Genomic DNA, 24,563 nt, shown 5'->3' on the forward strand with positions numbered 1-24,563 from the left:
GAGAACAAAATGGCCGATACAACTGAAACGAAGGTCGAAGGCCTTGTGGATGAAGCCAAGGGCAAGCTCAAGGACGGTTTTGGCGGCTTGACCGGCGATGCGAAGCTTCAGGCCGAAGGCAAGTTCGATCAGCTTTCCGGCATGGCACAGCAGGAATTCGCCGATCTGTACGACGAAGGCGAAACCAAGCTCGAAGCCGCAACGGCGTTTGTGCAGGATCGTCCGCTGATCTCGCTGGTGATCGCCACAGTTGTCGGAATGATCGTTGGTGGTCTGCTGTTCGGTCGTAAAAGCGACTGAGGCCCAACAGGCGTTTCGACCATAGGGACGTCTTTGTGCTAAAAGCCTTCCGGAGTAATCCGGGAGGCTTTTTTTCATGGAATGGTTTTACGACAACAACGGGCAGCAGGCCGGTCCAGTCTCCCGTGAGGAAATCCTGCGTCTGATCATGCAGCGGCAGATCAAGCCCGAAACGCTCGTCTGGACACAGGAATTCGGCGCAACATGGCGTCCGGCCAGCGCTGCGGGGCTTGTCTCTCCGCTGACGGGGCTATTGCGGATGTCTGCGGGGAGTTCGGAGCACTGGGCCTGGGCGCTTCTGGTGGGGCCATGGCTGATCCAGCGCCTGACGTTGCTGATCCTGGACTGGCGCCAGATCCCGGACAGTGGCCGGATAGGGCCGCTGTCCGTCGTCGGGATGATGTCGCTGCTCCTGTTCTTCATATCGTTCATGCTGGACCGTAATTCCCTTCGCGAAAGCGGAAAGACGCCGCCGGGTTTCTGGTGGTGGCTGTTTCTGCCGGGATATTTCTGGAAGCGGCGCCAGATCGTCGGCCGGGGGCTGTCGCTGCTGGTCGTCAGCCTTGTGCTTCTTGCCGTCAATGTGACGGAGAAAATCTATCAGTTCCCTCAGATCGAGAAGGAACTTCAGATGCAGCATGGACAGACGGCCCAGCCCGCTCCATCGGCTCCATCAGAGCCCGGTCAGGAGAATCAGCAGGAAGAGCTCTGACACCGTAGGTAAAGAGTCTTTCCCACCACACTTGACATATTAAACTTAGAACAAACGCATTTTTGGGCTTCCCTTTCGAGTCGCCATGATTCAAAACCGATTCGGTCACCTGATTTCGCGGTGATCTGTCGGGGAGACGCTCACAAATGCCGGATTACGCCCTGGAAGCTGCCCATGGGGGGCTGGTCGTCGGGATCGACGAAGTCGGGCGTGGTCCTCTGGCAGGACCGGTGGTGGCTTCTGCCGTAGCTTTTACGGCACAGCCGTCTGACACTCTGGCTGCCCTTCTCGATGATTCCAAGAAACTGACGGCTCGGCGCCGGATGCTCGCCTATGAGGCCCTGATGGCTGACGAACAGGCGCTGATCGGCATTGGCGCGGCATCCGTTCTGGAAATCGAGCAGATCAATATCGCTCAGGCCTGTTATCTGGCCATGCGCCGGGCGCTGTCCCGGCTCGGCCGGATGCCAGACCTTGCCCTTGTGGACGGCAAACATGCCCCGAAACTCCCCTGTCCCATCAAAATGGTGATCGGTGGCGACGGGATCAGCCTGTCCATTGCCGCAGCCTCCATCATCGCCAAGGTGACGCGGGACCGCCTGATGGCGCGTCTGGCCATGCGCCACGATGCTTATGGCTGGGAGCGCAATGCGGGTTACGGCACGGCTGCACACATGCAGGGCCTGAAACTCCGTGGGGTGACACCCCATCACAGGCGCGGGTTCGCGCCGATACGAAACATGATTGAAGCAGAGGCACACGCAGCATGAGCGGTGAATTTCCCGTCGACCAGATCCTGCGTGGAGAATGCATCGAAACGATGAAGACGCTGCCCGATGGGAGCGTGGACTGCATTTTCGCCGATCCGCCATACAACCTCCAGTTGCGCGGCGAGCTTCGTCGTCCGGACGAGACTGTCGTGGACGGCGTGGATGACGATTGGGACAAGTTCGCGGATTACGCGACCTATGATAATTTCACGCGCGAATGGCTCAGAGAAGCACGCCGGATTTTGCACAAGGACGGCACGATCTGGGTCATTGGCTCCTATCACAATGTCTTCCGTCTGGGCGCTATTATGCAGGATCTGGGATTCTGGATCCTCAACGACATCGTCTGGCGCAAATCCAACCCGATGCCGAATTTCCGCGGGCGGCGTTTTACGAACGCGCATGAGACGCTGATCTGGGCGGCACGTGGTCCGCAGAGCAAATATCGATTCAACTATCAGGCTATGAAGGCCCTGAACGACGACCTTCAGATGCGCTCTGACTGGTATTTGCCGCTCTGCACGGGCAATGAGCGCCTGAAGAACGAACATGGCCTGAAACTGCATCCGACGCAGAAGCCGGAAAGCCTGCTGCATCGCGTTCTGGTGGCGTCGACCAATGCCAATGATGTGGTGCTGGACCCGTTCTGCGGCAGCGGCACGACCCCGGCAATGGCCAAGCGTCTGGGGCGTCATTACATCGCCATCGAACGGCACCCGGATTACGTCAAGGCCGCGCGGGAGCGTGTGGCGCGGGAAGAGCGCCTGACCTCCGAGCAACTGGCGACGACGCCAGCACGGCGCGAAATGCCGCGTATCCCGTTCGGAAGTTTCGTGGAGACGGGCGTTCTACCCGCAGGGACGGTGCTCTACGATCGGCAGAAGCGTCTGAAAGCAACCGTGACCCCGGATGGTACGCTCGTATCGGGCAACCAGCGCGGCTCTATTCACAAGCTCGGCGCAGGTCTGACGGGCGCGCCGTCCTGCAATGGCTGGACGTTCTGGTATTTCGAGCGCGACGGCCAGTTCGTTCAGATCGACGTCCTGCGTCAGGAAAGTCAGGCGCTGCGCAACGTCGGTTGACGGAAAACCAGCGCCCATAAAAAAAGCCGGAGAATGTTCTCCGGCTTTTTTTGCGTCTGGATCAGGAGCGTTTAGTGCCCTGCAAAGCCGAGGAAGCCGATGGAAGGATCGGCCTTGCCGCCGCTTGCGTCGAAATGCGGGGAAGCGGCGACGGAGGCGCGTTTGGGCGTGACGGATTTCCCGCCGATCGTCAGATGACCGCTGCCGTTCTTCATCTCCACACCCTGATCGGACACGCTGTTCTCGATCTTACCGTCCGGATTATAGGTCCGCATCGAAAGCAGCAGGAACATGATGTCCTTGCGGTTCAGGTCGATGGCCATGTCCAGCGGCGTCTGGTCCAGAACATTGTGCCCACCCATATCGGCGCCGCGGTTGAGCGCTTCTTTTGCCGCGTTAAGCGAGCCGCGGTTGATGGCATCGAACAGGGCGACGGTCGGGTTCACGTCGGCGCGGGCATGACCGGCATCGTCGTCGGAGGATTCTGCTCCCGGGAGGGCGGAAGGCGGCGCGGCGCGCTGGGCGGCCTTGCGGGCTTCGGCTTTCTTCTGGTTGGCCTCGGCTTCCTGTTCAGCCTCGGCGTCGTCGGCATCCTGAGCCTGGGCGTGATGCCAGGGTACGAGAATCGTCGGCGTCATTGCCAGAGCGGCAACGAGCAGCAGGCGGGGCAGGGTGGGGAGCAGTCGCATAAAACCAATATACTGTGATCGTTCGTCCTGCGCGAGTCTGCAGATGCCTCTCGGAGGTGCCGGATTGTGACATTTTTTCAATGACCTTCCCGCCACCAGCCGATTGCGAGGAAAACCAGCGCTGCAAGCAGGGCTGCCCATGCCGGAACGAGGTCCGTCGTTCGCGTTTCGCCTGCGACAGCGGCCGTGGTGACGGGCAGGCCCATCCAGTCCGAGCCGGTCATGGCCGAGCCAATGGGAACCTGTTTCAGATGGGGCGTATGATCCGCAACCCACGCCACGGTTCCTCCCGATGCCTGAGCGCTGCCGCCCATGACGGTTGCGGTGGCGCGCAGATCCTGCCGTTCGACCGGATCGTGGGAAACGGGGCTGGCGAAAGCGACCAGACCATCCTGCCGGACACTCCAGATGCCGGGTGTTGTGGCGGCCAGCGTGACGTGCCAGACGCCATCCGTCTGTTTCAGGGTAACGGGCGTGCGCTTTCCGTCCGGCGCCGTGACGAAAGCCTCAGGCGAAACAGCTTGTCCCGCAGCGTGGCGCTCTATATCGAGTTGGCCGTTTTCGATCCGGGCGGTGAGGCGGTTTTCTTCAAGATCCGGCTCTTTCATGAGCCAGTGTGACAGCCGCCGCAAAAGCTCGGCCTGCGGTCCACCACCGCCTTCGCCACGAGACCACAGCCAGAGCTGGTCCGACATGAGCATGGCCACCCGCCCCCGATCAACACGGTCCAGAAGCAGAAGCGGCGCGCCGTCCGGGCCACGCATCAGGTCTTCGCCGTGCGACTGGTCCGGGCGCAGGGCACGATACCAAGGGCCCCAGTCTTCCGTCAGACCAGCCGTGACGGGATGGGTTTTGCCCAGAGCAGTCAGGGAAGGACGGAAAGCCTGCGTGACGACCCCGTCCGTCCCGACATGGGCCGGAAGAATCTGTGCGAGGCTGGTATCCTGAAGGGTGCCGTCCTGTGTGAATTCAGGCCCAGCCGTCACCAGTAGTCCGCCGCCGTTGCGGACATAATCGGCGATATTGGTCAGGTACTCGTCCGGCAGGATGTTGCTGTTGCGAAAGCCGTCCAGAATGATGAGATCGAAACTGCGGATCTTTTCCTGAAACAGTTCGCGAATGGGGAATGGAATTAGAGCCAGATCCGACAGCGGGGTGCCATCATCCGTGTTGGGGGAGCGCAGAATGGTGAAGTGGACGAGATCCACGGACGGATCGGCCTTCAGTAACCTCCGCCAGACCCGCTCTCCCTGATTGGGAACGCCGGACACCAGCAGCACCCGCAGCCGGTCGCGCACGCCCCGGATCCGCACGACGTCGCTGTTGTTTTCCGTAGATGCCTCGCCGGCCAGCGGAGAGACGGACAGGCCGACAAGCGTTTCGCCGGGATGCTGGACCGGAACCGTGATATCCTGTGGCGTGCCGGTCCGGATCGGGCGGGTTTGCGGCGGGGCATCGCCCGAGCGGATCGTGAGAACGGCGTCGGCTGCACCCGGGGCGCCGAGATCGTCGACCTGAACGCGGATCGTGGCGTTCTGTCCGACGATGGCATAGGGCGGCGTGCTCAGGATGCGCAGGCGACGATCCTGTTCCTCGCCCCGCGCCGTCAGCAGAAGATGCAGCGGAAGTTTCTGTCCGTCCGGTCCCTGAAAGCGCGCTGGAAGATGGGCTGGAACGTCATGATCCATGCCGTCCGTCACGACGATGGCACCTGCGAACCGGCCCTGCGGCAGATCCGCGTGGTCCAGCGCCTCGAACAGGCGGGTGCCGTGGCCTGTGCCGCCGGGAACATCGACGCGATGCAGGGTCAGGCCCGGAAGATGGGCCGCATCCTGCATGATCTGCCGTGCGGTCTGATCCGCGATAGTCGTGCGGGGGCCTACCTGCATTGAGGCCGAACGATCCACAACCAGCAGCGCATCCTGCGGCACCGGACGAAGCACCGGATGAAGTGCGCGCGGCCCGGACAGCCATCCCAGAAGGGCCAGAACAGCGAGAGCCCGCCAGAGCATTCCGCGCGCGCCACGCAGGGCACCGTAAAGCGCGCCCGCAACACTGAGTGCGGCCAGCGTCGCCAGCAGCCAGACGGGCAGCATCGGAGAAAGATCGAACATCATGGTGCGTCCTCCTCGTCGGCGGAGGCGGGACTGGTTGTGGCGGGTGCTGCATCCGGGCTGCCGAGGCGGCGGAGCATTTCAGGATACTGGGCCTGATCGTTCTTGTAGTTTCCGGTCAGGGCGTAGAGCACCATGTTCACGCCGAAACGATAGGCCTGCGTGCGCTGGTCTTCGCCCCCGGGAATGACGGCGAAGGGATGGTTGCCCGAGCCGTCTACGGCCCAGGCATGTGCCCAGTCGCCATTGCCGATGATGACGGGACTGACGTCATCATTCGCCTCGTCCCCGTTGCGCGCGACATAAACTGGCTGTCCGGCAACACGACCGGGAAAGCCGCTGTGTAGCAGATAGAAGGTATGGGCCAGAACGTGCTTGTCCGTCAGCTTGGCTAGTGGGGGCACGACGAGACCATCGGTCACGCGCTGCAACGCAGCCCGGGCAGCGGCGCTGGTTCCGGAATCTGTGTCGGTGCCTGCGCCCTGTTCGTCGATCAGCAGGATCCCGCCATGTTCCATGAAGGTATTGAGCGCTTTCGTTCGTTCGGGATCGGGCTGCATATCTGGCGTGATCGGCCAGTACAGGAGCGGATAGAACGCCAGATCGTCCTTGCCCGGAACGACGCCATCGGGATGGCCGAGCGTCGCGGAACTGCGGGCGCTCGTATAGTCGGAGAGACCCTGAAGTCCTTCGCGGGAGACGGCATCGATATCGTCATGGCCCGTAAGAACATAGGCCAGCCGCGTTTCGAGTGCGGCCTGCGGTACGGTTGCCGGAAGGGTTGCGGATGTCTGTGCCTGCACATGGGCCATCGGCAGAAGTAGCAGACCTGCAACCGCCAGGGCGCCGAGCAGACCGCGCCGCCGCAGAGACAGGATCAGATCCAGCAGCAGCAGTAGCAGACCCGCCGCCATCAGCGCGGGGCCGATCGGACGATCCGCATGCGCGCCATCAGGCAGAATCCGGGTGCCGAGCAAAGGCTCCTCTACCATCGGCGAAGCAGCGTCACCGAGATTGAGTGCGCGCGTTCCACGGGCTGGACCATAAAGCCCGGCAGGATGCGTGACGGAAACATCCGTATGCGCCAGATCCGAAGCGCGAATGGAGCGTGCAGCCTGTGGCGGCATGACGAGGCCTCCATCGCTGCCGACAATACGCCACGGTGCCAGTTCCGCCGGACCGCCGCCCGCCACGCCAGCGGAGCGTTCGATCAGACGCTCCAGCATGTCGGGAAACAGCCCCGAAAGCGGCACGTTGGACCAGTCGGGCGAGGGTGTGACATGGAACAGCACGATCTCTCCATTGCCTTCCGCGCGCGCAGTCACGAGCGGGGTGCCGTCACTTAGAGCCGCCCAGACATGATCCGTCAGGCCCGTTTCGGGCTTGGCCAGAACCTGTCGTGAAACGGTGACATCGGGCGGAATCGTCAGGTCCGAAAACGGAGAGGTCTCGGGGAAGGGCGCCAGCGTCTGGGGTTTCCCCCATGACATCGGGCCGCCCAACTGACGCATCCCGCTCATGAGATGGACGGGAAGGAGCGCATCGGAGGTCGCGTCGGACGCGGCGGTCTGATCGGCCGCGAGACCAGGGCCTGCAAAGCGGACGAGCATTCCGCCATGACGCACCCAGTCCAGAACGCGATGGCGCGTCTGCTCGCCCGAAAGCGCACCATCCGTTGCGATCAGAACCGATAGTGGCGCGCCCAGCAGGGCCGTGGCATCGCCGCTATGCAGGTCCGCAATCGGTTGCAGGGCACGATTCAGGAAGAATGCCGATCCGACAAGAGGTGTCGCGTCGCCGGGCGTCTGGAGAATACCGACCGGGCGGCGGTGATCGGCCTGTCCCATCAGATGCACAGCAGCAGGACCGGTCGCGCCTTCAAGTGTCAGACGGTCGAGCTGATTGCGTAGCAGGGCCGGGAGGGAGAGCGTCTGGTCCTTCCCCGTCGTGAGAGGATAGGCCGCAAGCGTGCCGCCATTGGCGTTGACGGCATGCAGCGTCACGGTCCGGCTCGGGCAGGGCAGCGTATCGACTGTCGCATGAAGCGCACCGTCCTGACCTGTCGCGGCATCAAGGCGCAGGATGTCACAGCCGTTCCAGCGCATATCCTGAACGGACCGCGCCTTCGCAAGCGCGCCACGCAGCGCATCGTCTCCCGTCGCAGCCAGACCGTCCGAGAGAACCATCACGCGCTGGTCCGCCAGATCCCGTTCCCGAAGCAGGGCGGCCAGCGCCTGACGGTCCGTTGGCCAAGGCTGCGGACGCAAATGTGAGAGATGTTCGGATAGGGCATGGGAATCGTGGGTCGTAAACGCTTCGGGCATTGCGCCGTCCGGTGCGCGTGCAGCGTGCAGGAACGTGACGTCCTGACCGTTGCGGATCGCGGTTTCGCCAAGCGCGAGCGCTGCGGAAATACGGTCGGTCCAGTGCGGAATGGCGGCCCAGCCATCGTCGAGAATGAGGGTCAGCGGTCCGTTGCCGGTTTCGGTTTGATGCGGCGTCAGGACAGGGCGCGCCAGCCCGAAAATGATGAGGGCCACCGCCACCATGCGCAGAATCAGAAGCCAGAGCGGGGAACGAGCGGCGTCCTCCCGCCGGGCCGTGAGCCGGTTCAGGATGAGCAGGGACGGAAAGGACTGTTCCTGCGGAGCGGGCGGCGTCGCGCGCACCAGCCACCACAGCGCAGGCAGGGTGAGCAGACCAAGCAGCAGGAACGGAGCAAGAAGGATCATCGGCCGCCTCCGAGCGCCATGTGCAACGCCAGAAGCGCCGGAAGCGGGTTCCGCGACGTGTCATGCACGATGCAGTCGGCATGGAGCGACGCCGCACTCTGTTTCAGGGCCGCAAGATGCGCGTTCATCGCCTGCTCATAGGCCGGACCGAGACTTTCCATGGCGGGAAGAGTCAGAACACCCCCTTCGAGTCCTTCAAACCGAATTCGGCCGGAGTGTTTCAGCTCCCGCTCTGCCGGATCGAGAATGCAGAGGAGATGGGTTCGTACCGGGCGGCTGGCGCAGGTTTTGAGGAACGTGTCGATCCGGTCTTCGTCCCACAGGAAATCGCTGATTACGACCAGATCGGACCGTGGAGGAACCAGAGACATGCGGGGAAATTCGGGCTCATCCGCATCCGGACGCAGAAGGGATGCCGCCAACCGCGGGAGAACCTGACGTGCGGCAAGGGCGCGCCCGGCCTCGATTCCGGTCAGCAGACCCGCGCGCTCGCCGCCACGCAGGGACGCGGACGCCAGCGCCAGCGTGCAAAGCTGCGCGCGTTCGGCTTTGGTGGGCAGGGTATCGGACGACCGCCACTGCATGGAGGGCGAGGGGTCACACCACAGCATCAGGGATTGGGCGTTTTCGCGCTCGCGCTCACGGACCCAGAACGTGTCTTCGACCGGCGAGCGGGCAGACTGACGCCAGTCGATGGACGTTGCGGGCTCGCCGGCATGATAGGGCCGGAACTGCCAGAAATCCTCGCCCGGTCCTGAACGTCTGCGGCCATGAACACCGCTTTGCAGGCTGGCGGCAATCTTTTCGGCTTCAAGAACGAGTGCGGGCAGGGGCAGGCTTTCCGCCTGCGCGGTCGGAGCGCCGGAACTGACGCCCCGGTTGCGGCGGAAGAAACTGCGCAGGGTATCGGACGGACTTTTCACGGCGATCAGAGGAGAGCCTGAGCCTGCTTGCGGATCAGGGCTTCGCTGTCCGTTCCGGCGGCACGGGCGCCAAAGCCCAGCCCGATACGATGGGACAGGACCGGGCTTGCAAGGGCGACAACGTCATCAAGGCTCGGCGCCAGACGGCCATCCAGCAGCGCACGCGCACGGGTGGCGATCATCAGCGCCTGAGCCGCACGAGGGCCGGGTCCGAATGACACGGCCTCCCGGACTTCCGGCGCAGCGGACGGATCTTCCGGGCGCAGCGAACGCGTCAGGCTCAGGATGGCATCCACGATCTGGTCGCCAACCGGCAGACGCCGGACGAGGTTCTGGGCTGCGAGAAGACTTTCCGCATTCATCAGGGCCGAAACCGTCGGCGTCGTGGCGCCTGTCGTCTGAAGCAGCATCTGCCGTTCCGCGTCCCGGTTCGGAAAGCCGAGGCTGATCTGGAGCATGAACCGGTCGAGCTGGGCTTCGGGCAGGGGGTAGGTGCCTTCCTGCTCGATCGGATTCTGGGTCGCGAGAACATGGAACGGGCGCGGCAGGGCATAGTCCTTGCCCCCCTGCGTGACCCGACGTTCCGCCATGGCCTGCAACAGGGCGGACTGGGTGCGGGGGCTGGCGCGGTTGATTTCGTCGGCAAGCACAAGCTGGCCGAAGATCGGGCCGGGCAGGAAGCGGAAGGCGCGTCGTCCATCAGCATCCTGATCGAGAATTTCGGCGCCTGTGATGTCCGACGGCATCAGGTCGGGCGTGAACTGGATGCGCGTGGCCTCCAGACCCAGAACCTGTGACGCCGTGTTGACCAGCAGGGTCTTGCCCAGACCGGGCGCGCCCATCAGAAGTGCGTGACCACCAGACAGGATCGTGACAAGAACCTGTTCGATGACGCTGTCCTGGCCCAGAACAATACTGCCGATGGCCTGACGGACATGATGGAGAACCGGAGCCAGACGATCGGCTTCAGCCACGTCCGCCTCGCCCCGCAGGGTGCCGGCGGAGACGCCGGAAGAATATTGCTGCTCGCTCATAGTGCCAGTCTGACAGGTGTGGGGGTTTCATCAAGGCTCGATTGCACCCAAGTTGGTGTGAGAAGAGAGTTTTTATGCAGTTGGAGGGAAAATTGAGCGATCATCAGTTCCGGCAGGCGGCCCGGCCTGACGTCTTCGCGGCTCCAGATCCGCTGGTGGCACCGTCCTCTTTTCCCGACTGCTCGTCCACGGGGCCTCGAAAGCTGCCCTTTCTGATCCAGCGCGACGGGACGTGGCTGTATCGTGGCTCTGCGGTAAAGCGCAAAGCCATGCTGTGCATGTTTTCGTCCATGCTGACCCGCGATCCTGAAGGTATCTACTGGCTGAAAACGCCGATGGAACAGGGGATCATTCAGGTCGAGGACGCCCCGTTCGTGGCGGTCGAACTGGATTTTCGCGGAACCTGCGGTCGCCAGCAGAACCTGTGTTTCCGAACCAATATGGACGAACTGATCTGCATTGGCCCTGAACATCCGCTGTCGTGCGACTGGGACCGGCCTTCGGAAGAGTGTGCAGGTGTACCTTATATCCATGTGCGGGATGGCGAAGGCGCCTTTCCAATCCAGGCTCGGGTGACGCGCGCGGTCCATTATGAACTCGCGGCTCTCGCCGTTCCCGGTCATGTGAAGGGAAAGCCCTGTCTCGGTGTCTGGAGTCAGGACTGCTTTTTCCCGCTTTCGCGGCCTGCATGACACAGAGCTCTGGTCTGCTGGAGCGGCTGCCGGATCGGAAAGGTCTGGACCGGATCTGGAGTGTCCTGCCTGAGGCCCGTCTTGTTGGCGGTTCCGTTCGTGATTTGCTCGCAGGCGTTTCTGTCCATGATCTGGACCTTGCGACTCCGGAGCCTCCCGAGGACGTTCAGCGTCGGCTGGAAGGTGCGGGAATTCGTGTGATCCCGACCGGCTTGTCTCATGGAACGGTAACAGCGGTGCTGGATGGTGTTCCGTATGAGATCACGACCCTGCGCCGGGATGAAGAAACGGATGGACGTCATGCGATTGTGGTCTGGACGCAGGACTGGGCGGAAGACGCAGCCCGGCGCGATTTCACGATAAATGCCATGTCGCTGGATCGTCATGATCGTCTCCATGACTATTTCGGAGGACAGGAGGATCTGAAAAGCCGTCAGGTCCGTTTTGTCGGGGACGCATCGCGTCGGATTGCAGAAGACGCCTTGAGAGCACTGCGTTTTTTCCGGTTCGACGCGCGTTATGGAAACGGCAATCCTGACCGCGCTGCCTGTAAAGCCGTGTCAGAGCAACTCGGACTGATTGGGACGCTTTCTGCCGAAAGGGTCGCGTCTGAACTTTTGAGAATACTGTCGGGTCCGCGCCTTGCGGAAACAATCGCAGCAATGGCGGCAGTTGGACTCTTGCCGGTGATCCTGCCGAACCCGGACCCGGCCGATTTGAACCGTTTGCTGAATTGCGGTGTTCCGGCAGACCCCCTGCTCAGGTTATTTGCTCTCTGCCACGAGAGCAGCCGGGCGTTGCCCGGACGACTGAAACTTTCCAATGCGGATGCGGCAAGAATTGACGTCTGGGCCTCAGACAGACCGGCCTTGTCTCCGGGCATGTCTGACGATGACTTGAGACGACTGCGCGCGGAGCAGGATCTGGACCCGCTTGTGGAACGGAGCTGGCTGCAACAGGCCCGTCTTACGGGCGGACCTGACAGAATTTGGGACGTTTTTCGCTCCAGATTGCAGGCGCTGCCACAGCCGCATTTCCCGTTATCGGGCAAGGATGCCCTTGCTCACGGCATTCTGCCGGGACCGGGCATGGGGCAGTGGTTAAAAAAAGGCCGGGACTGGTGGATGGCGCAGGGATGTCTGCCGGATCAGGCGCAGTGTCTGGCCTATCTTGTCGCGCATCCGTGAGATGGCGGTTTCGTCCTTTTCGCAAGGTTTGCTACACCCCCGGACATGACGAAAACCACAGCCCTTGATACGGACAGCCGCGTCCTGATGAAACGCATCTGGCGCGAGGAAATGCGCCAGCATGTGGGACGGATCATTTCCGTCGTTGTTCTGACCGTTCTGATGGCCGCGCTGACCGCGCTTTATCCCGCCGTCATCAAGCGGGCCGTGGACATGTTTGCGGCGCATGATTCCCGGATCCTGTATCAGGTCCCGGCTCTTGTCGTGCTTGTGACCGGACTCAAGGCCGCGTCCCAGTATGGGCAGACAATTGCCGTGCAAGGGCTTGTTCTGGCGGTGATTCGCGGGTTGCAGTCCCGCATGTTCGCGCATTCGCTTCAGGCAGATGTCTCGACGATTGAAAAGGACGCGCCCGCCAAATGGGCCGCCCGCTTCACGACCGACGCCATTTCGATCCGCGAGGCCATGATCCGCGTGGTCAACGCGCTCGGAGACGCCGTGACGGTGGTGGGGCTGGTGATTTCCATGATCGTGACGGACTGGGAACTGAGCCTGATCGCGCTCGTACTGTATCCGGTGGCGGCTGTCCCCATCCAGAAGTTGGGCAAAAAGGTACGCCGCGCCTCGGGCGGTATGCAGGAGCAGATTGGCGAAACGTCGGCCCTGCTGAACGAAAGTTTCGCTCTGGCCCGGCAGATCCGTATCTACCGTATGGAAGACCGGGAAAGCACGCGGGTCGATCACTCCCTCGATCTGCTCCATTCGGCATTTCTGCGCATTGCAAAAGGCCGTGCCCGCGTCGATCCGGTGCTTGAGGTTCTGGGTGGTGCAGCCGTGGCTGCCGTGCTGGGGTTCGCGGGCTGGCGGGCTGCTCAGGGCGGCGCAACGCTCGGAGATTTTACTGCGTTCATCGCAGCCCTTCTCACCGCATCCCGCCCCATCCGCGCGCTGGGCTCGCTCAACACGGCTCTTCAGGAAGGGCTGGCCGGATTGTCGCGTGTTTTCGCAGTGATTGACGAACCCCCTGCTGTGATGGAGCGGGCGGGTGCAAAGCCCCTTCCAGCAGGCAAGGGACACTTGGTGTTTGAGCAGGCCGGTTATCGTTATGAAGACGGCCGGGTTGCGTTGCGCGGCCTGACGTTCGATGTGCAGCCCGGAAAAACCGTGGCGCTTGTCGGTCCCAGCGGGGCCGGAAAATCCACGGCTCTGTCCCTGATCCCGCGTCTGCATGATGTGAGTGAAGGGAGCATTCAACTGGAAGGCGTGGATCTGCGCGATCTGACGCTCTCATCCCTTCGTGATGCCATCGCCTATGTCAGCCAGGACACAACCCTGTTCGACATGTCTCTGATCGAGAATATCTGGATCGGGCGACCGTCAGCGTCGCGGGATGAGGTCGAAAAGGCATGCGCCATGGCGGCAGTCGATTTTCTCGATAATCTGCCAGCAGGACTGGAAACGCGGGTGGGGCCGGGCGGACGTCGACTGTCGGGCGGCCAGCGTCAGCGTGTGGCACTGGCCCGTGCTCTTCTGCGCAACCCGCGGGTGCTGCTTCTTGATGAAGCAACGAGCGCGCTGGATTCTGAAAGTGAAGCGCGGGTTCAGAAAGCCTTGGCCAATCTGCGTTCGGGCCGCACGACCGTGATCGTGGCGCACCGGCTTTCAACGGTTCAGGCGGCGGATCTCATCGTCGTTATGGATCATGGTGCCGTCGTCGAAGCGGGCACGCATGCGGAACTTCTCAGACAGGACGGTCTTTATGCGCGGCTGGTACGAACCCAGTCTTTGGCGGCGGCCTGAAACAGGGCCGTCAGTTCTGGAATTAAAGCGGCATACAGGTCTTTCTTGAAGCCCAGATCGCGTTCCAGAACATCATTCGGCTCAACCCATTCCCAGCAGTCGAATTCTGCTGGCGCATGAAGGTCCAGCCGAATATCGGAGTCTTGTCCTTCATATCCCATCACGAACCACTTCTGGGTCTGTCCCCGGAAGCGGCCTCCCAGAGCTTTGCCGATCAGGGCAGATGGCAGATCATAGGACAGCCATCCCTCACGCTCGGCAAGAATGCGGGCGTTGCTTGTGCCGATTTCTTCGCCCATCTCTCTTATGGCGGCTGTTTCGGGCGTCTCGCCCTCATCGATCCCACCTTGCGGGCACTGCCAGACACGCCCCGGAAGATCTGTCCGGCAGGCGATGAACAGCTTGCCCTCCCGATTAAAGAGCGCAATTCCGACATTCGGACGATAGGGCAGGGTCATGCAATCGCTCATAAAGGGGCAAGCGGGCTGGAAGACAGCAGATTGGCGGCCTGATCGTTTGCAATGCCGCTATCGACGAAACTGGACGGCGGCACCAGAACAAAGCTGGCTGCGGCCGGGCCTTTGAGCCAGTTTGCAAGACGGTCGATCATGACGGGGGTGACAGGACCGACCATAAGCAGAATTTTCGTGGGCTTTCCGTCCTGGGGCAGTAGAGCGGCAAGACGGCTGTCCAGAGTGGCCGCGTCCGTGTCGCCATCAATCCAGGCCGTCGCGGTCATGCCGCGTGTACGGCGACCATCCTGTGCAGAGCCAGCCAGATAAAAAAGCCCTTTACTGCTGATGAAACTGGCAATCGGAGCAAAATCCGGCGAGGTCGCATATCCGCCACCCGGCTGATCGTCTCCGTTTTCAGAAGCGTCCGTCAGGCCTTCTGCGCCTGTGGCTCTGGACAGGCACCATTCCAGTTCTCGCTGGTCATCGGCGGCGGAGTTGCCGTATCCGAGTGCATGCGGGCCTTCATCGACGCGTTCGGGGTGTGCGCTCTGCATCGGAAGCGTGACATAGACTTCACGATGGCTGGCATGGGCGCGGGCAATAATGTCGCCGATATTGCTCACATAAGGCGAAATCCCGACCGCAACTGGGGCTGGAATGCGCGAAAGAACGTCGTAGGTCAGCGCGTCGGAATAACCGAAACCCTGAAGCACGATTGCAATGGCGGTTTTGTCCGCCGGAACTGCGGGTGGAGGCGGTCTGACGACGGCTGCTGGACTGGCGGCGGCAGGCGACGGCAGAGGTTGTTGCGTCACTGCGGTTGAGGGGGCTGCCAGTGTGGGCGGAACGGCTTTGGCGGGAATGACTGTCGGTGCCGCAACCGGCATTGCAGGTTGCTGCACCTCAGATGGACTGACAGAACGGACTGCCTCTTTCGGCACCGGTGTGGAGACGATTGAGGAAGCGTTCTGTGCAGGCGGAGCTTCCGGTCGTGCCGGGGGGGTAGTTTTTGCCAGAACGACAGGTTTCTGCTGATGAAACAGAAACGCTGCCGCTCCGGCTCCTCCTGCCAGAAGGACGGCCCAGAACGCGATCAGAAGGCGTCCGATAACGGGAAGTCGTTGCCAGAGCCCTGCGCGGCTGGAGGCGGGACGGTTCTGCACGATCCGGGATGTCCTTAGTTAGTGATGTGCTTCAGGCGGTTTGGGGGCAGCAGGAGCGGCAGCTTTGACTTCGGTTGCCGGTGCTGTCGCAGGAGCAGGATTTGAAATGCCTGCCATCGCGTTGACGACCTTGATGGCTTGCTGAAGCTGGAAATCTGTCGCGGGCTTCGTCGCGTCAAATGCGGGCCAGTTGGCATCCGGCATTTTGGGAATGGATTTCGCAATCGGCGGAATATCTGTGCGTGGCGTTTCGGTTGTCCGGTTGCCGCCGATATTCGTCAGAATATGGGATAGATCCGCTTCACGATATCCGTAAGAATCGTCGTCCTTTGTTTCGGAGACGGGGATATCGGGGGTGATGCCAAGGCCCTGAATGGAGCGGCCGGACGGCGTGTAGTAGCGGGCTGTCGTCAGGCGGACTGCACCCTGATCTCCGATCGGGATCAGGGTCTGGACCGAACCCTTACCGAAAGTTTTTTCGCCGAGGATGATGGCGCGGTGATGGTCCTTCAGCGCACCAGCCACGATTTCACTGGCCGAAGCGGAACCACCATTCGTCAGAACGACGATCGGAAGGCCATTGGTGATGTCCGTACCCTTCGCGTCCCAGCGCTGGTTGTTTTCCGCATGGCGGCCACGGATGGAGACGATTTCTCCGTCCTTGATGAAATCGTCCGCGACCGCGATGGCCTGATCGAGTTTGCCGCCCGGGTTGGAACGCAGATCGAGGATGATCCCGGTCAGCTTGCCGCCGGGGGTCTTGGCCGCTTCTGCCTTGAGCTTGTCGAACGCGGCATGCATGGCGCCTTCGAGATCGTCATCGAATTCGGTCAGACGGATATAGCCCGTGCTGCCGTAGAGAGCAGATTTTACGATCTGGACATGGACGATTTCGCGCGTCATGTCGAAGGTCAGGGTTTTGCCGGTCTTGGGGCGAACGACTGTCAGGCTGATTTTGGTACCTGGATCGCCGCGCATCTTGCGGACGGCCTGATCGAGCGTCAGGTCATCAATGCTTTTGTGGTCGACCATCGTGATGAAATCGCCCGGCTGGATGCCCGCACGTGCGGCCGGAGTGCCGTCGATCGGGGAGACGACACGGACATGGCCGGATTCACCCTGAACCTGAAGACCCAGACCGCCGAACTTGCCCGAAATCTCGGTCTGCATGTCGTGGAACTGGGCTGCGGTCATATAGGAGGAATGGGGGTCGAGGTTGCCGACCATGCCATCCAGCGCGTTGTTGATGAGGTCCTTGTCGGACACGGGGTGGACATATTCCGCCTTCACCACGTCCATGACCGTTCCCAGCAGAGTCAGCAGACGAACGGTTTCCGCGCTGTTGTCATGAGAAATCTCACGGGCGAAGGCTGCGCCCGGAAAGTCGCTGGAGCCAGCAAGACGCAGGGCGCCCGGTCCGACAGCCAGTCCGGCCAGAAAGGCGGTGCCCAGCAACAGGCCACTGCGAAACTTCATGTGATCTCCATCCTCGGGCACGAAGGAACCTGCTGGCCGACGGTGCTCCGCAGGGAGACTAGGCCGGTTCAGGTTGCCAAATTACTAAGATACGATCCTACAAGGTCAGACGCGCTCGGCAAACCGGGTCAGAGGAAAGGAGCCGGGCTGACCACCTGTGCGCCATGGCGGAGCTGGACAAAAAGCATTCCTTCCGCCGCAGGCATCTGGCCGAGTGTGGCAGCTTTCCTGATGCTTTGGCCACCCGAAACAGTGAGTTGGCCGAGCCCCGATAACACGAAACGATAGTTGCGTCCGCAATCGAGGATCAGCATTTGCCCAAAAGAGCGGAAAGGACCGGCAAATTCGACTCGGCCCGTACAGGGAGCCTGTACGGGGGCAGAAGAGAGGGCGGCATAGGTAATACCGGTGGCCGGTCCGGCTTCTGTTGCCTGCCCCCAGCGGATCGCAACATGGCCCGGAACCGGGGCGTGGCCGCCGGTGCTGGAAACACCCTGTCCGGCGGAAGAGAGTGATTGGGCCTGAGAGCGCGCATGGCGGGCGCGCTCGAATTCGTGCTGGCGGGCGAGGGCCGCGGCTTCTTTTTCGAGCTCGGCGCGGGCCTGTGCTTCCTGTCGTACCAGACTGGCGATTTCCGAAGAAAGTTCCGCTGCGGCCTGCATGGCGTCGGCGACGGCTTTGCGGGCTTTTTGCGCGCCCTGATCTGCGACGGCTTCCTGATGCGCGGCAATTCGAGTCCGGGCCGCGGCGGTGTTGCGTTCATGCGTCTGTTGCGTCAGCAGGTCCGATAATTTTTTCTGGTGCTGTTCCAGATCGCTGCCGATGGCATGGAGTTCGTCTTCGCGGGACTGAAGGGTCTGGGCGCGCTGTCGGGTGAGCTGGGAAAACCCACCGAGAATGGACAGGGCGGTGACGCTTTCGGACGCTGTTTCCGGAGATGCCAGCAATGCTGCGTCAGGCGCGATGGACAGGCGCGCTGCGATGGGGAGCAGGGGTTGCAGGGCGGCATTCTGTTGCCGGATGTCGGCCTGAATGGCTGTCCGTTTGTTTTTTAGTTCTGAGATGTTGGCCTGTAGAGTCTGGATGCGACTCTGGGTGCTGTCCATGGCGGACTGTGCCGTATGGGTCTGGGCGGTATAAGCGAGTGTCCGGGCTGTATCCTGCCGGGCTTTTGCCTCGGCCTGCGCCGACGCGATCTGTTTGGCGCGCAGGGTTGCGGCTTCTGCGGCCTGTTGCTGTTCCAGTGCGCGGCGTGCGGCCTGTGCGCGGGCGAGGGCTTTCTGCCCCGCGCTCGGCGCTGTCGCCGTTGATTTGGCAGGATGGTGGTGTGACGCATGATGCGCTGTCGCCCAGTGGGGCGACAGGAGCAAGGCAAGCGGCAGAATGTGTCGTGGATCAGGGGCTTTCAAGCAGGGAGACACCCGTCATTGCGTCAGGCTGCCTGATATTCATGAGAGCCAGCATTGTCGGGGCGAGATCCGCCAGACGGCCGTCATGAATGGTTTTGCCGTCTGCGTGGGCGAGAATGACCGGCACGACATTCAGGGTGTGGGACGTATGGGCACCGCCCGTTACGGGGTCTCGCATGGTTTCGCAGTTGCCGTGATCCGCTGTTACGAGCAGGGCCCCGCCTGCTTTGACAATGGCGTCATTGATACGGCCCAGCCCCTGATCGACCGTTTCGCAGGCCTTGATGGCGGCGGGCAGGGAGCCTGTGTGACCGACCATGTCCGGATTGGCGAAATTCAGGACGATCATGTCAAATTTACCGCTCTCGATGGCGGCAACGGCCTTGTCCGTCAGTTCGGGTGCGGACATTTCGGGCTGAAGATCGTAGGTCGCGACTTTGGGGGACGGGACCAGAATGCGCTCCTCACCCTCGAACTGGACTTCGCGGCCACCGTTGAGGAAGTAGGTGACGTGCGGATATTTTTCCGTCTCCGCCATGCGGAGTTGCGTTTTGCCCGCTTTGGCCACCACATCTCCCAGTAGATCGTCGAGCGGTACCTTGGAGAACAGCACACTCATGTAGGGGGCGAGATGGTCGGAGTATCGGGACATGCCGCAGACGGAGGCGAACTTTATTTTCCGCCCGCTCTCATATTCCGCAAAGTCCGGCAGAACCAGAACGTCCAGAAGCTGGCGGATGCGGTCTGCGCGGAAATTGCAGGAGAGGATGCCGTCTCCGTCCTTCATTCCGGCGTAATCGCCCAGAACGGTGGGAAGAACGAATTCATCGCCCTTGTCGCGGTCGTAACTGGCCTGAAGAGCGGAGAGCGCATCCGGAGCGTGAGGCCCCTCCGCATCGCGAATGGCCGAGACGGCTAGCCCGACACGTTCCCAGCGGCGATCGCGGTCCATGGCGTAATAGCGGCCGCTGAGTGTGGCGACTTTTACGCTGCCTGGCAGGTCCGTCAGGAATTTGCCGATGAACTGCTCGCCTGAACGCGGCGCGGTATCACGACCATCGCTGAAGATATGAACAGCGACGGGAACGCCTGCTTCGCTGACGATTTTGGCCAGTGCAACGACATGATCCTGATGGGCATGCACGCCGCCGGGCGAAATCAGGCCCATGAGGTGGCAGGTTCCACCCGAGGCTTTCAGCGCCGCAATATGGTTCAGAAGGACGGGGTTCTGGGCCAGAGAGCCATCCCGGGCGCTGCGGGAAATGCGGGGCAGTTCCTGCATGACGACGCGGCCTGCGCCGATATTCAGATGCCCGACTTCGGAATTGCCCATCTGGCCGTCCGGAAGGCCCACATCCTCGCCGGATGTTTTTAGAAACGCATGTGGACTGGTGGCCCAGAGCGTGTCGAATGTCGGGGTATTGGCGAGGCGGACTGCGTTGTCGGAGTCATCTTCACGCCAGCCGAAGCCGTCGAGAATGACCAGCATAACGGGGCGGGGCGTTGAGGATGCAGACATGACAGTCTCCTGAAGGGAAAGAAGGAGGGAACTGCCGTCCATCATGCCACCATTCCCCGCAAATGCGAACGCCCGCCATGAAGGCGGGCGCTGCATTGTGATCGGAGGCAGGGCTCAGAGTTTGTCGATACCGCTTTTGACAGTATCCTTGGCGTCCCCCACGCCCTTCTGGACCTTTCCCTTGAGGTTTTGGGCGATGCCCTCAGCCTCAAGCTTCTCATCGTTCGTCACGTGGCCGACTTCTTCCTTGATCTTGCCCGTCACCTGATTGGCAACGCCTTTGATCTTGTCTTCGATGGAACTCATGACCGGATCCTTCCGTCTTGATGTTGTGCAGATATTAACGGGTTTCATCGTGCCAGGTTGCGTTCTGACAGTTTAAGATGCGTGACAAAATACGGCCGCGCTTTCATACATCCCCAAAGATCCATTCCCAGAAGACGTCCCTTAGAGTTTCCGGAGAACCAGCATGACCCAGAGTTGCGGCCCGACCGGGCAGAACGGCAGTGGTTGCGGCGTCGGCCTGACACCGGAGCAGCGGCGCATCCTGCACGAGCATGGCACGGAACGTCCCGGTTCCAGCCCGCTCAATGATGAAAAACGTGCGGGAACCTATGCCTGTGCGGCCTGTGGGCGCCCGCTGTTCTCCTCGGAGGCTAAATATGACAGCGGCAGTGGCTGGCCGTCATTCTTTCAGCCTCTGGCTGGGGGCGTCGAGACCACGCAGGACAGCCGCTATGGCATGGTCCGCACGGAAGTTCACTGTGCGAACTGCAAGGGTCATCTGGGGCATGTCTTTCCCGATGGGCCGCCGCCCACGGGGCTGCGTTATTGTATGAATGGTCTGGCGCTCGATTTTCGCCCGGCCGAAGGAGAAAAAGCATGAGCAAGGCGCTGCCGCCTATCGTCCTCGACCATCCGCTGGTGCGCCACAAGCTGACCCGTCTGCGTGACCACAACACATCCACGGCGGGTTTCCGTCGGCTGACGCGTGAACTCAGCCTGCTGCTGGCCTATGAAGCCACGCGAAACCTTTCGCTGGCGCCGCGTCATATCGAAGCGCCGAGCGGGCCGATGGAAGGTGAGGAACTGGACGGCAAGAAGCTGTGTTTCGTTTCCATCCTGCGGGCTGGCAACGGCCTTCTGGACGGGATGCTGGATCTGGTGCCTTCCGCGCGCGTGGGGCATATCGGTCTGCGCCGGGATCATGAGACGCTGGAAGTGAGTGAATACTACTTCAATATGCCGAGCGACGTTCCGGGCCGCACCTGCATCGTTCTGGACCCGATGCTTGCGACAGGCCACTCGGCTGCGGCTGCGCTGACCCGCGTGAAGGCAGCCGGGGCGACGAACCCGATTTTCGCCTGCCTGCTGGCTGTTCCGGAGGGTATTGCCCATATGGCAGAACTGCACCCTGACGTGCAGATCGTGACCTGTTCGATTGACAGCCATCTGGATGAGCATGGCTATATCGTTCCGGGCCTTGGAGATGCGGGCGACCGTCTGTTCGGGACGCGCTAAAGCACGGGCACACGGTCTTGTGTGCTGAAATGTCAGGCGTTTTGTGGCGGGTATGGAGGTTCATCCTGAGGAGAGCGTTCCATGCCTGCCTATGCCCTGTTCATTCGTGAAAAACTGGCCGATCCGGCTGAATTCAAAAAATATTCGGAAGTTGTGGCTGAAACCTTCAAAGGGTTTCCGGCCAAAATCCTTGCGGCCTACGGCAAGCAGGAAAAACTCGAAGGCACCGAGCCTGATGGTGTGGTGATTATCGAGTTCCCGGATGCTGCCTCGGCCCGCGCCTGGTACGAAAGCCCGGCCTACCAGAAGGCTGCGGAGCATCGCTGGAAGGCCGGGCCGTATAATGTCGTGATCGTGGACGGGGTCTAAGGATCAGTCCCGCCGGACGATGTAATGCCGCGCCAGATCGGTCTCGATCTGGTGGGCATGTTCGGTATCGCGGGCTTCCACCATCACCAGCAGTTCTGCGGTCTGAACAGACGGGGAGGCGAACAGGCGGTGATGGGAAACTTCGATGATGTTTCCGCCGTAATTGCCGATGCGGGTGGAGATATCTGCCAGCATGCCCGGACGATCGGGGATCTGGAAGATCAGCCGCAGGATCCGTCCATCCCGGAGCAGGGAGCGCAGGATCGTATTGGCGAGAATGCGCGCGTTGATGTTGCCGCCCGAAAGCGGCAGGGCGACGCGGCGTCCTTTGAATAATTCAGGATAGGCGAGGACGGCGGCAAGGCCCGTTGCGCCCGCACCTTCGCACACCTGCTTGGCTTTTTCGGCCAGTGTCGTGACGGCGCTCTCGACCTGAAGCTCGCTGACAACGAGAACTTTGGAAATCCGGTTACGAAACGCGCTCAGGCAGTGATCGCCGAGTCTGGTAACGGCGATGCCTTCCGCAATGGTCGATCCGCCCAGTGTCGGGCCGTCTTCCTTGGGATAGCTGGACAGTGAGGCATAGGCTTCAACCTGTACGCCGATCACCTCAACGTCCGGGCGCAGGGCCGACATGACGGTAGCAAATCCACCAATCAGTCCACCGCCACCGACCGGCACGACGACCGTGTCGATGTCCGGTGCGTCCTGCAGAAGCTCAAGTGCAGCCGTGCCCTGACCGGCGATAACGGCCGGATCATTGAACGGATGGACGAGAACGCGTCCGTCCTGCTTCTGAAGCTCGGCGGCAGTTTCACTGGCCTGCGCGAAATCGTCGCCTGCGAGCACCACGTTCGCGCCCCAAGCCTGCGTTGCCGCGACCTTGGTGGCGGGCGTGAAGCGCGGCATGACGATGGTGGCATCAATGCCGAGAAGACTGGCCTGACGGGCCACACCCTGAGCGTGATTGCCTGCCGAGACGGTAATCACGCCACGGGACCGCTCTTCCGGCGTCAGGAGGGCCATTTTGTTGGCCGCTCCGCGCTCCTTGAAGGAGCCGATCGCCTGAAGGTTCTCGAGCTTGAGCGTAATCTCCGCGCCTGTCAGTTTGGACAGGGCAGGACAGGAAATCGTCGGCGTGCGGACCACCGTGGATGCGATGCGCTCATGGGCGCTTTCGATATCCGCAATGGTCACAACAGGGGCGGTGGACGTCAGGACGTCAGACATTAGCGATATGCGACCTTGAGGATTTCATAAGTCCGGTCTCCGCCGGGAGCGGGGACCGACACGGTATCACCGACATCCTTGCCGATCAGCGCCTTGGCCAGCGGTGAGGAAATCGAAATCAGGCCCTGCTTGATGTCAGCCTCATGGACGCCGACGATCTGGTACAGGGCTTCCTTGTCGGTTTCTTCGTCAACCAGTTCGATGTGTGCGCCAAAGCGGACACGCGTTCCGGTCAGGGTCGAAGGATCGATAACTTCTGCGTTGGAAATGATGCTTTCCAGCTCCAGAACACGGCCTTCGATGAAGGACTGACGGTCACGGGCGGCGTGGTATTCGGCGTTTTCGGACAGGTCCCCATGTTCGCGGGCTTCTGCGATAGCGCGGATGACGGCCGGACGGTCGACGCTCTTGAGGGTCCGCAGTTCGTCTTCGAGACGCTGCTGTCCCTTCGCGGTCATGGGGATCTTCTGCACTCTGAAATCCTCGAAAAAGCGTGACTGAAATTTGATAAACAGCCTGACAACATAGGATTTCAGGGAGTTTTTTGCAAGATGGCGTATTTTTATTTATCGAAAAGCGATAAAAATCTTGTTGGATCATAGGTGTATGTGCTTATCGTTTTTCGATAAGGAGGCATTATGAAGAAAATGAATACCTTGCGCTTTGTTCGTCAGATCCTGCGTTTTCTCTCTGGCATCTCATCAGTGATGTTATGGAGCGAATTGGTCCTGTTGACAGTTGTTCTTGTTTTCACACCGATCTTCTATGTGTTCTGGGACAAGGCGACCCATTCTTTATCGCAGGAGGGGAAGGACGTATTCAGTTTGGTAATGGGAGTGATTGAACTCTATATTTTAAAAAATATTCTCAGGAATTCTATCAGCATTATTGATAATGTCCTCTGTGGGAAGATTTTTTCTCGAAACAATTCTGTGATGATTTGGGATATTTTCAGAAAAATCCTTTGTTTTGTTTGTATTGGTTTTTTCGGAGAGATGCTTTCAAGCCTCTTTGACCCTGCAGCATACGGTCCATTCTCATGGACTACCTCTCTTTCGGACCTTGTTGATTTCGCGCTGTGTCTGGGGCTGCTTTATCTTATCGCCTTACTTTTCGAGATGGGTGTTCAGCTTCAGTCCGAAATTGATGAGGTCATCTGATGCCGGTGCAGGTCAATCTGGATGAGGTGCTGAAGGCGAGGGGGATGTCTTTGACGGAACTGTCGGAGAAAGTGGGGCTGACGCTGGCCAATCTTTCAATTCTTAAGACAGGCAAAGCAAAGGCGATCCGGTTTTCAACCCTTGAGGCTTTATGCCGGGTTCTCGACTGTCAACCGGGCGATCTTCTTCGATATTCAGGCGACTAGAAACGAAAAACCCCGCCAGA

Annotated in this window: 25 protein-coding genes; 12 read left to right on the top strand and 13 right to left on the bottom strand. The window is 61.0% G+C overall.

Annotation, left to right across the window (positions count from 1 at the left end; genetic code table 11):
- Nucleotides 1-9 precede the first annotated feature (9 nt).
- The 4 genes from JK208_RS08345 to JK208_RS08360 all read left to right on the top strand — a co-directional run bounded on the left by JK208_RS08345 (nt 10) and on the right by JK208_RS08360 (nt 2,864).
- Complete coding sequence (locus tag JK208_RS08345) at nt 10-300, top strand: CsbD family protein (RefSeq protein ID WP_194267939.1); 291 nt, start codon at nt 10-12, stop codon at nt 298-300.
- A 76-nt stretch (nt 301-376) separates the two neighbouring features.
- On the top strand, nt 377-1,012 hold the full coding sequence (locus tag JK208_RS08350) for a DUF4339 domain-containing protein (protein ID WP_211575439.1): 636 nt from the start codon (nt 377-379) through the stop codon (nt 1,010-1,012).
- Between the two features lie 146 nt (nt 1,013-1,158).
- Nucleotides 1,159-1,782, top strand: coding sequence for a ribonuclease HII (locus tag JK208_RS08355; RefSeq protein ID WP_211575440.1), 624 nt, complete (start codon nt 1,159-1,161; stop codon nt 1,780-1,782).
- Nucleotides 1,779-2,864, top strand: coding sequence for a DNA methyltransferase (locus JK208_RS08360; protein ID WP_211563462.1), 1,086 nt, complete (start codon nt 1,779-1,781; stop codon nt 2,862-2,864). The genes JK208_RS08355 and JK208_RS08360 overlap by 4 nt, the downstream gene beginning before the upstream one ends.
- Before the next feature lie 71 nt (nt 2,865-2,935).
- Here JK208_RS08360 and JK208_RS08365 read toward each other — a convergent pair whose 3' ends face one another.
- From JK208_RS08365 to JK208_RS08385, 5 genes are all read right to left on the bottom strand, one after another.
- A complete protein-coding gene (locus JK208_RS08365) occupies nt 2,936-3,553 on the bottom strand; it encodes an ankyrin repeat domain-containing protein (RefSeq protein ID WP_211575441.1) in 618 nt (205 codons plus the stop codon).
- A gap of 77 nt (nt 3,554-3,630) precedes the next feature.
- Nucleotides 3,631-5,670 (bottom strand): glutamine amidotransferase, encoded by a 2,040-nt coding sequence (locus JK208_RS08370; protein ID WP_211575445.1) that lies wholly within the window; start codon nt 5,668-5,670, stop codon nt 3,631-3,633.
- On the bottom strand, nt 5,667-8,399 hold the full coding sequence (locus JK208_RS08375; protein ID WP_211575448.1) for a DUF4159 domain-containing protein: 2,733 nt from the start codon (nt 8,397-8,399) through the stop codon (nt 5,667-5,669). Before JK208_RS08375 ends, JK208_RS08370 begins: the two co-directional genes overlap by 4 nt.
- Complete coding sequence (locus JK208_RS08380; RefSeq protein ID WP_211575450.1) at nt 8,396-9,322, bottom strand: DUF58 domain-containing protein; 927 nt, start codon at nt 9,320-9,322, stop codon at nt 8,396-8,398. The genes JK208_RS08375 and JK208_RS08380 overlap by 4 nt, the downstream gene beginning before the upstream one ends.
- A 5-nt stretch (nt 9,323-9,327) precedes the next feature.
- A complete protein-coding gene (locus JK208_RS08385) occupies nt 9,328-10,356 on the bottom strand; it encodes a MoxR family ATPase (protein WP_194262316.1) in 1,029 nt (342 codons plus the stop codon).
- A gap of 152 nt (nt 10,357-10,508) precedes the next feature.
- Between JK208_RS08385 and JK208_RS08390 the strand changes: the two genes are divergently transcribed.
- The 3 genes from JK208_RS08390 to JK208_RS08400 are packed head-to-tail and all read left to right on the top strand — an operon-like array spanning nt 10,509 to nt 14,035.
- Nucleotides 10,509-11,048 carry a DUF1285 domain-containing protein gene (locus JK208_RS08390; RefSeq protein ID WP_249202047.1) on the top strand — a complete coding sequence of 180 codons (540 nt, stop codon included), beginning with the start codon at nt 10,509-10,511 and terminating at the stop codon, nt 11,046-11,048.
- Entirely contained in the window at nt 11,045-12,235 is a 1,191-nt protein-coding gene (locus JK208_RS08395; RefSeq protein ID WP_211575451.1) for a CCA tRNA nucleotidyltransferase, read from the top strand. The genes JK208_RS08390 and JK208_RS08395 overlap by 4 nt, the downstream gene beginning before the upstream one ends.
- 45 nt (nt 12,236-12,280) lie before the next feature.
- Nucleotides 12,281-14,035: an ABC transporter ATP-binding protein gene (locus JK208_RS08400; RefSeq protein ID WP_194267949.1), complete on the top strand. Its 1,755-nt coding sequence runs from the start codon at nt 12,281-12,283 to the stop codon at nt 14,033-14,035.
- On the opposite strand, the gene JK208_RS08405 is transcribed toward JK208_RS08400, so the two are convergent.
- The 6 genes from JK208_RS08405 to JK208_RS08430 all read right to left on the bottom strand — a co-directional run bounded on the left by JK208_RS08405 (nt 13,993) and on the right by JK208_RS08430 (nt 20,363).
- The gene (locus tag JK208_RS08405) at nt 13,993-14,505 is read right to left on the bottom strand and encodes an RNA pyrophosphohydrolase (RefSeq protein ID WP_211575454.1); all 513 of its coding nucleotides are present in this window, start codon (nt 14,503-14,505) and stop codon (nt 13,993-13,995) included. The genes JK208_RS08400 and JK208_RS08405 overlap by 43 nt on opposite strands.
- The gene (locus JK208_RS08410; protein ID WP_211575457.1) at nt 14,502-15,653 is read right to left on the bottom strand and encodes a divergent polysaccharide deacetylase family protein; all 1,152 of its coding nucleotides are present in this window, start codon (nt 15,651-15,653) and stop codon (nt 14,502-14,504) included. Before JK208_RS08410 ends, JK208_RS08405 begins: the two co-directional genes overlap by 4 nt.
- 18 nt (nt 15,654-15,671) lie before the next feature.
- Nucleotides 15,672-17,129, bottom strand: coding sequence for a S41 family peptidase (locus JK208_RS08415; RefSeq protein WP_194267952.1), 1,458 nt, complete (start codon nt 17,127-17,129; stop codon nt 15,672-15,674).
- A gap of 128 nt (nt 17,130-17,257) precedes the next feature.
- Entirely contained in the window at nt 17,258-18,538 is a 1,281-nt protein-coding gene (locus JK208_RS08420) for a murein hydrolase activator EnvC (RefSeq protein WP_211575462.1), read from the bottom strand.
- The gene (gpmI, locus tag JK208_RS08425; protein WP_211575465.1) at nt 18,525-20,057 is read right to left on the bottom strand and encodes a 2,3-bisphosphoglycerate-independent phosphoglycerate mutase; all 1,533 of its coding nucleotides are present in this window, start codon (nt 20,055-20,057) and stop codon (nt 18,525-18,527) included. The genes JK208_RS08420 and gpmI overlap by 14 nt, the downstream gene beginning before the upstream one ends.
- A 114-nt stretch (nt 20,058-20,171) precedes the next feature.
- Nucleotides 20,172-20,363, bottom strand: coding sequence for a CsbD family protein (locus JK208_RS08430; RefSeq protein WP_062033238.1), 192 nt, complete (start codon nt 20,361-20,363; stop codon nt 20,172-20,174).
- 163 nt (nt 20,364-20,526) lie between these two features.
- On the opposite strand from JK208_RS08430, the gene msrB reads away from it, so the two are divergent.
- From msrB to JK208_RS08445, 3 genes are all read left to right on the top strand, one after another.
- Nucleotides 20,527-20,943, top strand: a complete 417-nt coding sequence (gene msrB, locus JK208_RS08435; protein WP_211575468.1) for a peptide-methionine (R)-S-oxide reductase MsrB — start codon at nt 20,527-20,529, stop codon at nt 20,941-20,943.
- Nucleotides 20,940-21,578, top strand: a complete 639-nt coding sequence (gene upp / locus JK208_RS08440) for a uracil phosphoribosyltransferase (RefSeq protein WP_099286883.1) — start codon at nt 20,940-20,942, stop codon at nt 21,576-21,578. The genes msrB and upp overlap by 4 nt, the downstream gene beginning before the upstream one ends.
- 81 nt (nt 21,579-21,659) lie before the next feature.
- The gene (locus tag JK208_RS08445; RefSeq protein ID WP_146859768.1) at nt 21,660-21,947 is read left to right on the top strand and encodes a DUF1330 domain-containing protein; all 288 of its coding nucleotides are present in this window, start codon (nt 21,660-21,662) and stop codon (nt 21,945-21,947) included.
- Nucleotides 21,948-21,950: 3 nt separating this feature from the next.
- Here the strand turns inward: JK208_RS08445 and JK208_RS08450 are convergent, their stop codons facing one another.
- Nucleotides 21,951-23,177: a threonine ammonia-lyase gene (locus tag JK208_RS08450; protein ID WP_211575469.1), complete on the bottom strand. Its 1,227-nt coding sequence runs from the start codon at nt 23,175-23,177 to the stop codon at nt 21,951-21,953.
- Nucleotides 23,177-23,650, bottom strand: coding sequence for a transcription elongation factor GreA (gene greA / locus JK208_RS08455; protein ID WP_099286880.1), 474 nt, complete (start codon nt 23,648-23,650; stop codon nt 23,177-23,179). The genes JK208_RS08450 and greA overlap by 1 nt, the downstream gene beginning before the upstream one ends.
- Nucleotides 23,651-23,815: 165 nt before the next feature.
- On the opposite strand from greA, the gene JK208_RS08460 reads away from it, so the two are divergent.
- Nucleotides 23,816-24,337, top strand: coding sequence for a hypothetical protein (locus JK208_RS08460; RefSeq protein ID WP_211575470.1), 522 nt, complete (start codon nt 23,816-23,818; stop codon nt 24,335-24,337).
- Complete coding sequence (locus tag JK208_RS08465) at nt 24,337-24,543, top strand: helix-turn-helix transcriptional regulator (protein WP_211575471.1); 207 nt, start codon at nt 24,337-24,339, stop codon at nt 24,541-24,543. Before JK208_RS08460 ends, JK208_RS08465 begins: the two co-directional genes overlap by 1 nt.
- The last annotated feature ends 20 nt before the right edge of the window (nt 24,544-24,563 follow it).

Origin of the sequence: Gluconobacter sp. Dm-74, from assembly GCF_018256135.1 — a bacterium.
GTDB lineage: Bacteria > Pseudomonadota > Alphaproteobacteria > Acetobacterales > Acetobacteraceae > Gluconobacter > Gluconobacter cadivus.